The sequence below is a fragment of the Verrucosispora sp. WMMC514 genome, from assembly GCF_027497295.1.
Lineage (GTDB): Bacteria > Actinomycetota > Actinomycetes > Mycobacteriales > Micromonosporaceae > Micromonospora > Micromonospora palythoicola.
The window spans coordinates 3,662,495-3,676,871 of record NZ_CP114906.1 but is presented as its reverse complement, the minus strand read 5'-3'; the positions used below and the strand labels follow the sequence as shown (position 1 = coordinate 3,676,871).

The window sequence follows — 14,377 nt, the reverse complement described above, 5'->3', positions numbered from 1 at the left end:
TCGATGATCTATGTAAAGGCCCGTCACAAGTTGCGACCACAAAACAGACATTGGAGCTTCAAACAAGCTGAGAGATCACTGAAGGTTACCGTCGGTGCTGCTACCCGCACCCCCTGCCCAGGCATGCCTCGTGGCCACTCAGGACCACGAACACAGAAGACCGACACCAGTCGGTGACCAAAGTCGGTTTACCTGCGAAAACACACGCGGAGCCGAGGGGACTCGAGCCACGCCGAGCGGGCCCTGGTCGAGCCGACGGTCAGCCTTCGGAAGTTGCTCACCGGACGGCGGCTGGCCGTGAGCGGAGGCGCTGCGCTGAGCCTGGTCGACTACGCCGAGGAGATCGTGCGCTCCGGATTCCCCGCCATCCGTCAACTGCCGCCGCGCGCTCGCAGGGCACAGCTCGACGGCTACCTGAACCGCATCGTCGCATGAGACTTCCCCGAGCAGGGCCACCTGGTACGCCGCCCCGGCACCCTGCGCGGGTGGCCGTCCGTCACCTCACCTGGCTGCGTGGACAACTCGGCGACGATCTACTCGATGCAGCGGTCATCACCACCGGGTCTGAGGCGTACCGCCGTGCTGACGGAATCGCGGTGATCCCGCCCTGCTTGCTCGAACCCTGACAACCGGCGCATACATGCAGCGATTCTTCGTCCTCCTTGCCGTTCCAGGGATTGGGCAGGCGTAGGCGGAACAAAACTGGTATTCACCCACCGTGATCTAACGTCCCGCCCAGTACCGGTAGGCATCGACCACACTGCATTGCGCCCCACCTTCCGTCCGGCCGCACCCGGGCAGCCGAAGCAGCCGAAAGATCCCTGGCCAGCGACGGTTTACGGCGAAGTCTCAACACCGATCGTCGACGTGCAGTGGGGGCGCTGGGCGACCACAATTGTGAGCACGAGATCGCAAACAATCGGCGCCAGTCGTTGACTGGCGCCGATTCACGTGCACAAATACAAGGTGGAGCCGAGGGGACTCGAACCCCTGACCCCCACACTGCCAGTGTGGTGCGCTACCAGCTGCGCCACGGCCCCTTGTTGTCGCACCCGGTCGCCCGGGCACGGGAAGAACTATACACACGCCCTCCGGCATGGTCATCTCGCGGGGGTGCCCGCCGACGCCGTCAGTTCAGCGCCACGTCGGGCGGGAAGTACGCGACCGCTGCCATCATGCCGCCCTGGCGGCGCAGCACCATCGGCCACAGGTCGTCGGGCCGGTCGACGAACGCGTCACCGGGCAGCGCGTCGAGCACGAACCAGGAGCCGTCCTCGATCTCCTGCTCCAGTTGGCCGCTACCCCAGCCCGCGTACCCGGCGAAGACCCGGATACTCTGCACGTTCTCCCGCAGCCGCTGCGGGTCGACCGACAGGTCGAGCGTGCCGACCGCGCCGGAAACCTGGTGGAAGCCTTTGAGGCGGCGCACCGGCGACCGCAGCCGGGCCAGGCAGATGGCGGAGTCGGGCTGCACGGGGCCGCCCTCGAACAGCACCGCCGGGTGGCGAGCCAGGTCGCCCCAGTCGCGCAGCACGTCCGCCACCGGTACCTCGGTGGCCCGGTTCAGCACCACACCGAGCGCACCGCCGGGCTCGTGCGCGACCAGCAGCACGACGGTACGGTCGAAGTTCGGGTCCTTCAGCGCCGGTGTCGCCACCAGCAGCTTCCCGGTCATCGACTCCGTCGCCTGCCCGCCGATCGCCTGCCCCTCTCCCTGCATCACGCGTACCCGTCAGTCGCGCACGGGGAGGCGGAACCGGTGACACTCGTCGACGGTGGGCCCAACCGGTGACATCCGCGCTGTCATCGCCATGCCTGGCACCATAGCTTGCGCCCCCGATCCAGGCGAAGGCCTGACAGTCGGGTGATCGACAGACGGTCGGCGGGGCCGGGCAACCCGTCACCATCTGACGGCGCAACTGGTCGGTGCGGTAGGAAACTCAGCCGGGAGCAGCGGCGAAATGCCCTTTACTCCCGAGTCGCCCCGATACATTCAGAAGCGATGGCAACGGTCCGCGACACCACCTACGACCTGCTCCGGGCCCTGGGCCTGACCACCGTCTTCGGCAATCCCGGCTCCACCGAGGAGCCGTTCCTGCACGCCTTTCCGGACGACTTCCACTACGTGCTCGCACTGCACGAGGCTTCGGCGGTGGGCATGGCCGACGGCTACGCACAGGTCACCGGGGCACCGGCGCATGTCAACCTGCACACCGCACCGGGCACCGGCAACGCCATGGGCAACATCGTCACCGCCTGGCACAACCGGACCCCGCTGATCGTCACCGCCGGACAGCAGACCCGGGAGATGCTGCTGCTCGAACCCCGCCTGACCGCCCGCCACCCCACCGAACTGCCTCAGCCCTACGTCAAGTGGGCCCATGAGCCGGTCCGGGCCCAGGACGTCCCGGCGGCGCTCATGCGGGCGTACGCGACCGCGATCCAACCCCCGACCGGGCCCGTCTTCCTCTCGTTGCCGCTGGACGACTGGGCCCAGCCCGCCGACCCGCCGCCGCAGGCCCGCACGGTGGCCACCCGGTTCGCTCCCGATCCCGAACGACTCCGTCAGTTCGCCGCGGCGCTGGCGACGAGTCGGTCGCCGGCCCTGGTGTACGGCGCCGCCGTGGACCGGGCCGGCGCGTGGGAGGCCGGTGTCGCCCTCGCGGAGCGGCTGATCGCCCCGGTCTGGTCGGCGCCCGCACCCGAGCGGACCGCCTTCCCGGAGAATCATCCGCATTTCCGGGGCGTGCTGCCGTTCGCGATCGGCCCGTTGGCCGACCAGCTCCGCGGGCACGACACCGTGCTGGTGGTCGGCGCCCCGGTGTTCCGGTACTACCCACACGTGCCCGGTGAGACGCTGCCGGACGGCGCCCGGCTGCTGCATGTCACCGACGACCCCGAGGAGGCGGCCCGGGCCCCGGTCGGGGACAGCCTCCTCGGTGACGCCGGGCTCACCCTCGCCGCGCTGGCCGACCTGGTGCCACCGGCCGACCGGCCATCCCCACCCGCCCGGCCCGCGCCGTCGCCGGTGGAGGACTCGTCTCCGCTCAGCGCCGACGGACTCTTCGCCGCACTGGCCCGGCACTGGCCCGCCGACGGGGTGCTGGTGCAGGAGTCCCCGTCGAACCTGTCGGCGCTGCGGCGCCGCCTGCGCTTCGACACTGCCGGGTCGTACTTCACGATGGCCAGCGGTGGTCTCGGGTACGGCCTGCCGGCGGCCGTCGGCATCGCGCTGGCGCAGCGGGACACCGGTCGCCACCGGCCGGTGATCGCGGTGATCGGCGACGGCTCGTTCCACTACTCGATCCAGGCGCTCTGGACCGCCAGCCAGTTGCGGTTGCCGTTGGTCGTCGTCGTGCCGGTCAACCAGCAGTACGCGATCCTCAAGGCGTTCGCGGAACTCAAGCAGACGCCGGGCGTACCCGGGCTGGACCTGCCCGGCATCGACGTCACGGCGATAGCCCGCGGCTACGGGTGCGCCACCACCGTCGCCGACGATCCGGACCAGCTCGGCGAGGCACTGGCCACGGCACTGCGGGCCGACGGACCGACGGTGCTGCCGGTGCCGATTCGCACCGACGTGCCGCCGATTCTCTGAACCTGGTGGGCAGCGGGGGCAGGACGGCCCCGGCCGACGCCACCCCGGGACCGGATGGCGTCAGTCGCCGGTGAAGCGCAGCGGCGCCGCGCTCACCACGTCGAGGATCGGTCGGTCCGCCAACGGTGCCCGCAGCGTCACCGTGACCGGTTCCAGCCTGAGCATGTCGTCGCAGACTCCGGTGCTCCGCACCACCGTGCCGCCGACCACGACCACGTGATCGTGCTCCTGCACCAGTGGGGTGATCCCGGTATCGCAGCTACCGACGCCGAGCCGGAAGTTCACCGTCGTACCGTCGGCGGACTCGACGTCCTGCGCGCTGACCAGATTCTGCGGCGCGGGCGTGGACGGCACGACCGGCTCGGGCAGGGCCCCGACGGCGTCGGGTGCCACCGCGAGCCGGGCCACCACGGCGTCGATCTCCTCGACGGTGAACAGCCAGGCCGGCACCTGCGCCTCACCCCGGCTGGTCCGCACCGGCGCGGCGCCCAGCTCGACACCGGTGACGGTGAGCGGGATGCAGGCGGCCTGCGGGCCGCTGCTCACCGGGGCGTCCGGCCCGTCCGGCGGGTTGGCCGGCGGCGGCGTGCCCGGGTCCTTCGGCCGCCCGGGACAGGGTGGCGGGTCGCCCTGGTCGATCAGCCGATATGCCTCGGCCGCGCTGACCAGTGGTACGCGTAGTTCCCCGTCCGGGAAGCGGACGGTGCCGTCGGCCGGCCGCCCCGGCGGCAACGGCACCTGCTGCCGGTACCAGCCGGCGTGGAAGGCGAGCTTGGTCTCCTCGGTGAACGCGGGCTCGCCGAGGAGCACCGTGGGCTCCTGAAGCGGCAGGTAACCGTCACTCCACGCCGCGCCTGGGCGCCACGCCTGCGCGACCGCCGTGGCGCGCTGCTCGAACGCCTCGTGCCGGTCACTCGGGATTCCCGGGCCGGTCGATTCGCTGCCCGCCGGGGCGCAACCGGCGGCCATCATCAGCAGTGGCAGGCCCAGCAGGGCGAGGACGCGGCGCATGACGACTTTGACGGCAGTGCCCGCCGGTTGGTTCCCGTGTCCCGCTACGCCGGCCGTCGCCTGGCCCGGCCGCCGGGTCGCCCGGCGGCTCCGTCGGCGGGTACCGCTGACGTCGGCCGACCGGGGCGGGCGGGCAAAAAGACTGCGCGCCCCGGTCGGGTGACCGGGGCGCGCAGTCAGGTGGTGGAGGTGCCGGGAATCGAACCCGGGTCCTTCGCCGCCTTGTCAGGGCTTCTCCGAGCGCAGCTCGCTGTGCCTCTACTCGGCCCCTCCGATCACGCGAGCGAGTCGGTGTGACGGGCCCAGTCGCTGATTGATCTCGCCGCACGGACCCCGCGACCGGGTCCGGTTGGCCAGCCTTCTAGCTGATGCCGGCTAACTGGGTCGAAGGCGCTCCCAGGCCGACAGACTTGCTACTCGCCTCAGGCGGCGAGAGCGAAGTCAGCGCGATTGTTCTTGGCGCTTATTGGTTTCCGACGAACGATTCTCGAGACGACGTCGGCTTCCTCGGCTCGCTTCCCCTGCCGCAACGTACGAAGTCGAAACCAGTCACCCCCTCGACAGGCCGCCGATCTCCGGCGGCTCCGACAAGCGTAACGCCTGCCGCAACCGGAATCATCCCGAGCCCGGAGCAACGCACCGGGCAGGAGATTCCGGACAAATCAGTCGGTCATCCCCTTGCCCCGCCGCCCGACCGCGCGTTGGATCTCCCGGTCGGCGTCCCGCTTGGCGAGGTCCTGGCGCTTGTCGTAGGCCTTCTTACCCTTGGCCAGGCCGATTTCCACCTTGGCCCAGCCGTCGGAGAAGTAGACCTGAAGCGGCACCAGGGTCAGCCCGCTCTCCCGCAGCTTGCCGATCAGCCGGTCGATCTCCAGCCGCTTGAGCAGCAGTTTGCGGGTGCGTCGGGGCTCGTGGTTGGTCCAGGTGCCCTGCGTGTACTCGGGGATGTGCATGCTGTGCAGATAGAGCTCGCCGTCCCGTTCCTGCGCGAACGCGTCGACAAGCGAGGCCCGTCCGGCCCGCAACGACTTGACCTCGGTGCCGGTCAACGCCATGCCCGCCTCGTACGTGTCGAGGATGGCGTAGTCGTGACGCGCCTTCTTGTTGGAGGCGACGACCTTGCGCCCCTTCTCCCGTGGCATCGCCGCGCCACCCCCTTTCCCTGTCGCCCGTGGCCGACCTGGCCGGCCGCCGAGCGGAGATCATGCTACCCGAACGACAAGGGCCCTCCCGCGCCGTTTATTCCGGCGCGGGAGGGCCCTCGGGCGACGAACTAGACCCGCAGGTAGAAACGGAGGGTGACCCAGGCGGTGACCGCGCTGATCAGGCCACCGACGCCGGCCATCACCGGGAAGGTCAGGAACACCTCGCCCCAACTCACCGGTGCGAAGAGCCCCTGGAGAGCGCTGAGCGCGCCGTCGAAGAGGAATATCTTGAGGGCGATCAGGGCGCCGAGGCCCAGGATCGAGCCGATCAGACCGGCGACCACCGCCTCCAGCACGAACGGCGCCTGAATGAACCAGTTCGACGCGCCGACCAGCTTCATGACCGCGACCTCACGACGCTTGCTGTACGCGGCGACCTGGATGGTGTTGGCGACCAGCAGCAGCGCGGCGACCGCCATCGCGATCGCGGCGACGAGCGCGATGTTCTGCCCGGCGGTGAAGAGGTTGAAGATCTTGTCCAGCACCTGGCTCTGGTCGACGACCTGGTCGACCCCCTCGACCGCCGTGTACTGGTCGGAGATGGTCTTGTACTCCTCCGGGTTGACCAGCTTGAGCCGGTACGACTCCGGAAGCTGGTCCGCCTTGACCGCGCTGAGCAGGTCCGGCGAGTCCCGGAACATCTCCTGGAAACGCTGGAAGGCCTCGTCCTTGTTGACGTACGTGACCTGTGAGACCAGCGGGTCGGACTCCAACTGGGTGGCGATGGCGCTGCGCTGCTCGTCCGTCACCTCGGCGTCCAGGAAGATCGAGACCTCGATGTTCTCGAAGTACAACTGCTTCATGTCGGCGACCTTGGTGTAGATCAGGCCGCTGGCACCGAGCATGGTCAGCGAGACCGCCATCGTGATGATCATCGCGATGGTCATGGTCACGTTGCGCCACAGTCCGACCAGTACCTCGGACATGACGTATTTCATCCGCATCGGGATTTCCTCCGGCTCTCCGGCGTGAGGTGTTCGTCGTCAGATCGGGGTGTGGTGGGTAGGTGCCGTCACCCGTAGACGCCGCGGGCCTGGTCGCGAACGATACGGCCGCTCTCGATCTCGATGACGCGGCGGCGCATCTGGTTCACGATGTTGGAGTCGTGCGTGACCATCACGACGGTGGTGCCGGTGCGGTTGATCCGGTCCAGCAGGCGCATGATCTCGATTGAGGTGTCCGGGTCCAGGTTTCCGGTCGGCTCGTCCGCCAGCAGGATCAGCGGACGGTTCACGAACGCCCGGGCCACCGCCACACGCTGCTGCTCACCACCGGAGAGCTCGTGCGGGTAGCGGTGCTCCTTGCCGCCGAGGCCGACCAGTTCCAGCACCTCCGGCACGACCCGACGGGCCACCGCCTTGGTCTTGCCGATCACCTCCAGCGCGAAGGCCACGTTCTCGTACGCGGTGCGGTTGGGCAGCAGCCGGAAGTCCTGGAAGACGCAGCCGATCGAGCGGCGGAAGTGCGGGCGCTTCCAGGACCGCATCGACGTGACGTCCTTGCCGTTGACGACGACGCGCCCCTTGTTGGGGACCACCTCGTGCAGCAGCATCTTGACGATCGTCGACTTGCCGGAGCCGGATGGGCCGATGAAGAAGACGAACTCGCCCTTGTCGATCGACACGGACACGTTGTCGAGCGAAGGCCGCGACGCCTTCGGGTACGTCTTCGTCACTTGCTCAAGCTGAATCACGGGTGGTGAGTCTACGCCGTGTAACTGTCGTGCCAAGTCCCACGCCCCGCCGTTGCGGGGCAAGTCATCAAATCAGCACGTCAGGTGGAGATCGACGGCGCGCTCCGCCCACGATCGATCACGCACGGTCGCCGGCCAGTTGCTGCTGCTTGCGCCACCGGATCCCCGCCTCGATGAAGGAGTCCAGGTCGCCGTCGAAGACCGAGCTGGGGTTGCCGGTCTCCTGCTCGGTCCGCAGATCCTTCACCATCTGATAGGGATGCAGCACGTACGAACGCATCTGGTCGCCCCACGACCCGGCGGCGTCGGTCTTGAGCCCCTGGAGCTTTGCCTGTTCCTCCTGGCGCTTGCGCTCCAGCAGCCGGGCCTGGAGCACCCGCAGCGCGGAGGCCTTGTTCTGCAACTGGGACTTCTCGTTCTGGCAGGTCACCACGATGCCGGTGGGAACGTGGGTGATCCGTACCGCCGAGTCGGTGGTGTTGACGCTCTGCCCGCCGGGGCCCGAGGAGCGGTAGACGTCGATCCGCATCTCGTTCTCGGGGATGTCGATGTGGTCGGTCTGCTCGACGACCGGCAGCACCTCGACCCCGGCGAAGCTGGTCTGCCGCCGCCCCTGGTTGTCGAACGGGCTGATCCGCACCAGCCGGTGGGTGCCGGACTCCACGCTGAGCGTGCCGTACGCGTACGGGACCTTGACCGTGAAGGTGGCCGATTTCAGGCCGGCCTCCTCGGCGTACGAGGTCTCGTAGACCTCGGTCGGGTAGCCGTGCCGCTCGGCCCAGCGGAGGTACATCCGCAGCAGCATCTCGGCGAAGTCGGCCGCGTCCACGCCGCCAGCGCCGGCCCGGATGGCCACCAGCGCCTCCCGGGAGTCGTACTCACCGGAGAGCAGCGTGCGGACCTCCATCTCCTGGATGGCCTTGGTCAGCCCGGTGATCTCGGACTCGACCTCGGTGAGCACCCCCGAGTCGGACTCCGCCTCGGCGAGTTCCAGCAGGACGTGCGCGTCGTCCAGCCGTGACCGCAGGCTGCCGAGCTTGTCGATCTCGCCGTTGACGTACGACAGCTGCGAGGTCACCTGCTGGGCGCGGGCCTGGTCGTCCCAGAGATCCGGGGCGGACGCCTCCTGCTCCAGGCGGGCCTTGTCCTCGCGGAGACGGTCGAGGTCGAGCACCGCCTCGATGTTGCGCAGGGTGGCGTCGAGTTCCTTGAGCTGTTCGGCGAAGTCGGCAGCGGTCACGACAGACAAGGGTACTGCGCGGACGAGGAGTGAGCTTGCGAGCCCCGCAGTCCGCGCCAAACAAACCCCGCGCGGACGAGGAGTGAGCTTGCGAGCCCCGCTCGGATCGGAACCAGGGTCAGCTGGGGGCGGCGCTCTTGAGCCAGGACAGGGCGGCGCGGTGGTACGCCACGGCGAACTCCAGCGCGCTCGCGTCGTACGTGTCGCCTTCCTTCTTGGCGTTCTTGACCTGCTCGCGTACCCGGGCCAGCGCGTCGGTGTGGTACTCGTTGGCCGCGGCCTGGAGGTTCTTGAGCTGGTTCGGGGAGTGCAGGTTCCCGAAGGCGATGCGCAGGGCGATCGGGTTGCGGATGGTGTCCCGCCCCGGATCCTCGGCGAGCCATCGGGAAAATGTCCGTTTTCCCGATGCCGTGATCGCGTACGGCTGACTCATCCGCGGGCCGGGTTTACCCAGTCGGACGAAACCTCGCTCGGCCAGCACCGGCAACTCGCGGTAGACCTGGCTTCGGGTCATCGACCAGTACGGCGCCAGCCGGCGCTCGGCGGCGGCCATCAACTGGCCACCTGTCATGGGGCCCTCATGGAGCAGCCCGAGCAGGGCTGCCGCCGTGGGGTTCACTCCGGATTCCGCCATGCCCCTTACGCTGCCACTTTGCCGGGCCAGCGTCCAGGATTTCCCCTTTTCGCCACCGATTGGGGTTTCCTATGTGCACTGTCGGCGCGCGACGGTCCACCGAAGCCGGCCACCTGCCGCGTCCGGTCGTCCCCGACCGGCGACCGGCCGGGCGGACGGAAGGGCCCCCGCACAGCATGCGGCGTCGGTCGGGGGCCCTTCGTCACATCGTCAGCCCATGTGGGGGTAGGTGTGGTCGGTCGGTGGGACGAAGGTTTCCTTGATCGTCCGGGGGGACATCCAGCGGACCAGGTTGTGCCAGGACCCGGCCTTGTCGTTGGTGCCGCTGGCCCGGGCACCGCCGAACGGCTGCTGACCGACCACCGCGCCGGTCGGCTTGTCGTTGATGTAGAAGTTACCGGCCGCGTACCGCATCTTCTCGGCCACCGCGTCGACCACCCGCCGGTCGGTGGCGAAGATCGACCCGGTGAGTGCGTACGGGGCGATGGCCTCGGCCTGCGTGACCACCTCGTCGAAGCGGGCGTCGTCGAAGACGTGCACACCGAGGATCGGACCGAAGTACTCGGTGGTGAACGTCTCGTGCGCCGCGTCCTCGCATTCGAAGATCGTCGGCCGGACGAACCAGCCGACCGAGTCGTCGGCGGTGCCGCCGGCGATGACCCGGCAGCTGGCGTCGGAGGAGATCAGCTCCAGTGCCGCGGTGTGCCGGGAGTACGCCTTGTCGTCGATGACCGCGCCGCCGAAGTTGCGGAAGTCGGTGACGTCGCCGTAGGCTAGCCCGTCGGCGGTCGCGGCCAGCCGGTCGCGCAGGCCCCCCTCCCAGAGCGACCGGGGAACGTACGCGCGGGAGGCCGCCGAGCACTTCTGCCCCTGGTACTCGAAGGCACCCCGGATCAGCGCCGTGTGCAGGGCGTCGACGTCGGCACTGGAGTGCGCGACCACGAAGTCCTTGCCTCCGGTCTCGCCGACCAGCCTCGGGTAACCCCGGTAGCCGGCGATGTTCTCCCCGACGGTGCGCCACAGGTGCTGGAAGACCTTGGTGGACCCGGTGAAGTGGATGCCGGCGAGGTCGGGGTCGGCCAGCACCACGTCGGAGACCTCCTCGCCCCGACCGGTCACCATGTTGATCACACCGGGCGGCAGGCCGGCCGCCTCGAACAGGCGCATGGTGAAGTGTGCGGCGAACTGCTGGGTCGGGCCCGGCTTCCAGACCACGGTGTTGCCGAGCAGGGCCGGCGCCGAGGGCAGGTTGCCGGCGATGGCGGTGAAGTTGAACGGGGTGACCGCGTAGACGAATCCTTCGAGCGGCCGGTGGTCGAAGCGGTTCCACACGCCGGGCGACGACATCGGCTGCTCGGCCAGCAGATTGCGGGCGAAGTGCACGTTGAACCGCAGGAAGTCGATGAACTCGCAGGCCGAGTCGATCTCGGCCTGGACGGCGGTCTTCGACTGGCCGAGCATGGTGGCCGCGTTGAGGGTGTCCCGCCACGGTCCGGAGAGCAGCTCGGCGGCGCGTAGGAAGATCGCGGCGCGCTCCTCGAAAGGCAGCGTGCGCCAACCCGGTGCGGCGTCCTTGGCGGCCTTGACCGCCGCTCGCGCGTCGTCATGGGTGGCGTGGCCGGTGACCCCGAGTACGTGCGCGTGCCGGTGCGGCTGCACCACCTGGATCGGCTCGCCGCCGGCCATCCGCTGTTCGCCCGCGATGGTCATCGGCAGGTCGATGCGCTCGGCGGCCAGCTCGGTGAGCCGCCGCTGGAGACGTTCTCGGTCGGTGCTGCCCGGCTCGTAGCTGCGCACCGGCTCGTTACGTGGCTCGGGTACGGAGAACACGGCGTCCATCAGGGCTCCTGGCGATCTCGGCGGCGATGGCGAAACCGGCCCCGCGCTGGCGGGACCCGTGCCAATCCTCCCACGGCCAGCATCGGTCGCCGACACCCCGGGCGCGCGTGGACCATTGATAACAAGGTTCCTCACCTGCACTGGAACCGATTCGTTCCCTGCTGCGAAACCTGACCGAAGAAATGCAGCCTGCGCAGGCTTCGGGCGCACCCGCGTCCGGGCCGCGTACGCTGGGTTGCCGGTGACGGTTGCGGCCCGTCGGGCCCGGCGGCGAAGGGAAGACGATTGAGCAACGAGCCCGGTGGGCCGACCGCCGCTCAGCCCGACCAGTCCCGCGCCGTCGATCCGGAACCGAGCGACCGGACCGAGGCCACCGACCCGGACGTCGGCGAGCACTCCGAGACCGCCGACCCACGCGCGGGCGACGCCATCGAAGCCGGCCGCCCGGCACCCGCACCGGCGGCGACGGTGCTGGCGTTGCTGGCGATCGGCTGGCTGGCCGCGATGCTCTGGTCGACCCGTGAGGCGATCAGTTCGGCGACGGCCGGGGTCACCGCGGTGAGCCTCTCCGCCTTCGCCCTGCCCGGCGTGATCTCGGCCGCGCTGGTGGCCGGGGCCGCCGTCGGGCTGGCCGCCGGGGAACCGGTGACCCGCCGGACCGACCGGGTGACCCTGCGCTTCGCGGTGGCGATCGGCGCCGGGCTGCTGGTCGGGCTGCTCGCCGCGCTCGCGATCGATCTCACCTACGCGGGTGACGTCACCACCCGCACGATCGCCGGCACGACGGCCGCCGCGGCCGTCATCGGCGGCGCGCTCGCCGGGGCCCGCGACGGTGCCGTCGTGGGTGCCGTGGCCGCCGCCGCGCTGGGCACCCTGGTCTTCGTGGTGGCCTTCAGCGTGGCCCGGGATCCGCTGTTCAACCTCTTCGGCGCCGGCGACAGCCAGCAGTCGCTGGTCGACGCGGCCAGTTGGGTCTCCCGGACCGAGTCCCTGCTGGCCGGGCTGGTCGCCGGGGCGTTGGCCTTCGGCTACCTCACCTGGGCCCGGCGACGAGCCGTACGGGACGGTGGCGCGGCTGGACCGCGCTGGCCGGCGTACCTGCTGGCCGGTGCCGGGCCCGGGCTTCTGCTGCTGCTCGCCGAGGTGATCATCCGCATCGGCGGGCGTTCGCTCATCGAGCTGGCCGCCGCGCTCAGCGAGGCGGACGCGGTCGCACAGACCTCACTCGGCACTTCGCGGGTGGACAACGCCATCTGGGTGCTGTTCGTCGGCGCGCTGACCGCCGTGGTCAGTTTCGGCCGCACGCTCAGCGCGCCGCCCGACGACGAGGCGTAGCCGACAACCGGTGACCCGGACGGCGGTCAGCTGTCCGCGGTGGTGGCGCGCAGCAGCGACTCCAGTTCGCTGGGGTCGTACCACTCCAGCTCGTGGTCCTCGGCACCGTCGACGGTGAACTGGGCGTCGGGGTCACCGGCCAACGCCTCCAAGACCACCTCGACGGCGGCGGCCACGTCGGTGGCGGCGTCCACCCCGTCCACGTGCACGGCCGCGACGGCCGCGACCGGCACCGGGGTGAGCAACTCCACCACGCTGGAGCCGAGTTCACCGTCGCCCCGACCGATCGCCGTCGCGGGCAGGTCCGCCGAGACCACCACCCGTCGGCGTGGCGCGGCCGGGTCATGACGGATCAGTTGCAGCGCGTCCTGGGCGGCCCGGGTGAAGGCGACGTACTCCAACTCCTCCTCGTCGCCTTCCGCGTACCACTCGCGCAGCGTCGGGGTCACCGCGTGCGCCTGCGTCGCGGCGAGTCCGTGCTCCGGCAGCCTGGTCAGCATCGGTACGGTCGCCGGCACGTAGACCCGGACAAGCTCGTCGGTCACCGTGGTCTCCCCCGCTCTGCTCCGTCCGGCGGCGACACCGCCGGTCCGGCGTACGGTCCTGCCCGTTCGCCCTGACCGTCATACACCTCGTGTCGCCCTCGTGGAAGTTCCGGCGGCGGGCCGGTGTGTCCCGCCGGGCGGGCGACGGGTTGGCCGGCGGTCGGCCGCCGGTGGCAAACTGAGGCGAACGACGTCAACCAGGGGAGTTTCGGTGGAACCGAGGTTCCTGCTGCTGTCCGACGTGGCCACCGAGCTGAACGTGTCGGATTCGCAGGTCTACCACATGGTACGCAGCGGCGAGCTGCCCGCGATCAAGATCGGCGGCCGGGGGCAGTGGCGGGTGGAACGGGCCCGCCTGGAGGAGTACATCGAGCGCAAGTACGCCGAGACCGCCGAGTGGGTACGCGGCAACCCGTTGGCGGAACGCGATTCCGAGGAGCGGTAGGGGCTGCCACGGGCATTGACCATGGGCTCTGCCGTGTCCGACAATCAATGCTGTCGAAGGCAAACGAAGGCAAACATAAGCTTTGACAGGTGGAGGCACCGCGATGACCGACCTCCGGCGACCCGGGCCAGCGCGCCCGCCCGTGCGGCTGCGCCCGGCGCCCGTCTTCGAACCGCCTTCCGTCGACGAGGACACCGCCGGCTGGCCCCGCCCGGCCGACGGCCAGCTCGCTCTCGACCTGTTCGCCGCCGGCCGCCAGTGGCCTCGCGGCCGTGGTCCGGAGCGGCAGCAGTCGCCGCAGGGGGTCGCGCGCTCGGGCAGTCGGCCGGTCAGCCCGGGCGTGCCGTGGCCGGCCGAGGCCGGGCGGCCCGCCGGACCGGGTGCGGCGTGGTCCGGCCGCGAGCCGGCCCGGCAACTGCCGCCCGAGGCACTGACCACGGCCACGCCCGGGGCCACCCGGGTCGCCCACCGCTTCGTCGCCACCTGCCTGGAGGTGTTCAACGGGTTCCGGCCGCCGGTGCAGCTACGTCGTCAACTCGATCCGGCTCGGGTCGCGGTGCTGCTGCCCGAGCTGGCCCGGGCCACCGCACGTGGGGCTCCGGCCCGGCGGCGTTCGGCGCGCCCCGGGGTGCGGCTGCGCCGGCTGCGCGTCTGCGAGCCGCGCCCCACCGCCATCGAGGCCGCCGCCGTGCTCACCGGTGCCGGCGGTCGTAGCTGGGCGATGGCGCTCCGCCTGGAGCAACGCTGTGGCAACTGGTTCTGCACCGACCTGCGGGTTCTCTGACCGGGCGCGCCCGCAGCCCGACCGCCACGGACGGAGCCCGGACGAGAT

The 14,377-nt window shown here is 70.2% G+C and carries 14 protein-coding genes, 1 tRNA gene and 1 other RNA gene; 5 read left to right on the top strand and 11 right to left on the bottom strand.

The genetic code is table 11. From position 1 onward, the window contains the following. Nucleotides 1–297: 297 nt before the first annotated feature. The gene (locus O7597_RS17205) at nt 298–435 is read left to right on the top strand and encodes a hypothetical protein (protein WP_281580139.1); all 138 of its coding nucleotides are present in this window, start codon (nt 298–300) and stop codon (nt 433–435) included. A 532-nt stretch (nt 436–967) separates the two neighbouring features. Here the strand turns inward: O7597_RS17205 and O7597_RS17200 are convergent. Both O7597_RS17200 and O7597_RS17195 read right to left on the bottom strand, forming a co-directional pair. Then, nucleotides 968–1,040, bottom strand: a tRNA-Ala gene (locus tag O7597_RS17200). An 89-nt stretch (nt 1,041–1,129) separates the two neighbouring features. Continuing rightward, the gene (locus O7597_RS17195; RefSeq protein ID WP_269739708.1) at nt 1,130–1,720 is read right to left on the bottom strand and encodes a YqgE/AlgH family protein; all 591 of its coding nucleotides are present in this window, start codon (nt 1,718–1,720) and stop codon (nt 1,130–1,132) included. Nucleotides 1,721–2,002: 282 nt separating this feature from the next. Here O7597_RS17195 and mdlC point away from each other — a divergent pair, with 282 nt between their 5' ends. Beyond that, the gene (mdlC, locus tag O7597_RS17190) at nt 2,003–3,598 is read left to right on the top strand and encodes a benzoylformate decarboxylase (RefSeq protein WP_281580138.1); all 1,596 of its coding nucleotides are present in this window, start codon (nt 2,003–2,005) and stop codon (nt 3,596–3,598) included. A gap of 60 nt (nt 3,599–3,658) precedes the next feature. Here the strand turns inward: mdlC and O7597_RS17185 are convergent, their stop codons facing one another. The 8 genes from O7597_RS17185 to pruA all read right to left on the bottom strand — a co-directional run bounded on the left by O7597_RS17185 (nt 3,659) and on the right by pruA (nt 11,220). Further along, entirely contained in the window at nt 3,659–4,609 is a 951-nt protein-coding gene (locus O7597_RS17185) for a hypothetical protein (RefSeq protein WP_281580137.1), read from the bottom strand. A gap of 181 nt (nt 4,610–4,790) precedes the next feature. Then, nucleotides 4,791–5,166, bottom strand: a transfer-messenger RNA (tmRNA) gene (gene ssrA / locus O7597_RS17180). Between the two features lie 105 nt (nt 5,167–5,271). Then, entirely contained in the window at nt 5,272–5,751 is a 480-nt protein-coding gene (gene smpB / locus O7597_RS17175; RefSeq protein WP_269739711.1) for an SsrA-binding protein SmpB, read from the bottom strand. 131 nt (nt 5,752–5,882) lie between these two features. Beyond that, nucleotides 5,883–6,758 carry a permease-like cell division protein FtsX gene (gene ftsX, locus O7597_RS17170; protein WP_269739712.1) on the bottom strand — a complete coding sequence of 292 codons (876 nt, stop codon included), beginning with the start codon at nt 6,756–6,758 and terminating at the stop codon, nt 5,883–5,885. 68 nt (nt 6,759–6,826) lie between these two features. Continuing rightward, nucleotides 6,827–7,507 (bottom strand): cell division ATP-binding protein FtsE, encoded by a 681-nt coding sequence (gene ftsE / locus O7597_RS17165; RefSeq protein ID WP_093406596.1) that lies wholly within the window; start codon nt 7,505–7,507, stop codon nt 6,827–6,829. A 118-nt stretch (nt 7,508–7,625) separates the two neighbouring features. Continuing rightward, a complete protein-coding gene (gene prfB / locus O7597_RS17160) occupies nt 7,626–8,747 on the bottom strand; it encodes a peptide chain release factor 2 (RefSeq protein WP_269739713.1) in 1,122 nt (373 codons plus the stop codon). Nucleotides 8,748–8,865: 118 nt separating this feature from the next. Continuing rightward, the gene (locus O7597_RS17155) at nt 8,866–9,381 is read right to left on the bottom strand and encodes a PadR family transcriptional regulator (RefSeq protein ID WP_269739714.1); all 516 of its coding nucleotides are present in this window, start codon (nt 9,379–9,381) and stop codon (nt 8,866–8,868) included. 210 nt (nt 9,382–9,591) lie between these two features. Continuing rightward, nucleotides 9,592–11,220, bottom strand: a complete 1,629-nt coding sequence (gene pruA, locus O7597_RS17150; RefSeq protein ID WP_269739715.1) for an L-glutamate gamma-semialdehyde dehydrogenase — start codon at nt 11,218–11,220, stop codon at nt 9,592–9,594. A gap of 285 nt (nt 11,221–11,505) precedes the next feature. Here pruA and O7597_RS17145 point away from each other — a divergent pair, with 285 nt between their 5' ends. Continuing rightward, nucleotides 11,506–12,555, top strand: a complete 1,050-nt coding sequence (locus tag O7597_RS17145) for a hypothetical protein (RefSeq protein ID WP_269739716.1) — start codon at nt 11,506–11,508, stop codon at nt 12,553–12,555. 26 nt (nt 12,556–12,581) lie between these two features. On the opposite strand, the gene O7597_RS17140 is transcribed toward O7597_RS17145, so the two are convergent. Then, nucleotides 12,582–13,100 carry a hypothetical protein gene (locus O7597_RS17140; protein ID WP_269739717.1) on the bottom strand — a complete coding sequence of 173 codons (519 nt, stop codon included), beginning with the start codon at nt 13,098–13,100 and terminating at the stop codon, nt 12,582–12,584. Between the two features lie 211 nt (nt 13,101–13,311). On the opposite strand from O7597_RS17140, the gene O7597_RS17135 reads away from it, so the two are divergent. Then, nucleotides 13,312–13,545, top strand: coding sequence for a helix-turn-helix domain-containing protein (locus O7597_RS17135; RefSeq protein ID WP_269739718.1), 234 nt, complete (start codon nt 13,312–13,314; stop codon nt 13,543–13,545). A 103-nt stretch (nt 13,546–13,648) separates the two neighbouring features. Then, nucleotides 13,649–14,329, top strand: a complete 681-nt coding sequence (locus O7597_RS17130; RefSeq protein ID WP_269739719.1) for an Rv3235 family protein — start codon at nt 13,649–13,651, stop codon at nt 14,327–14,329. The last annotated feature ends 48 nt before the right edge of the window (nt 14,330–14,377 follow it).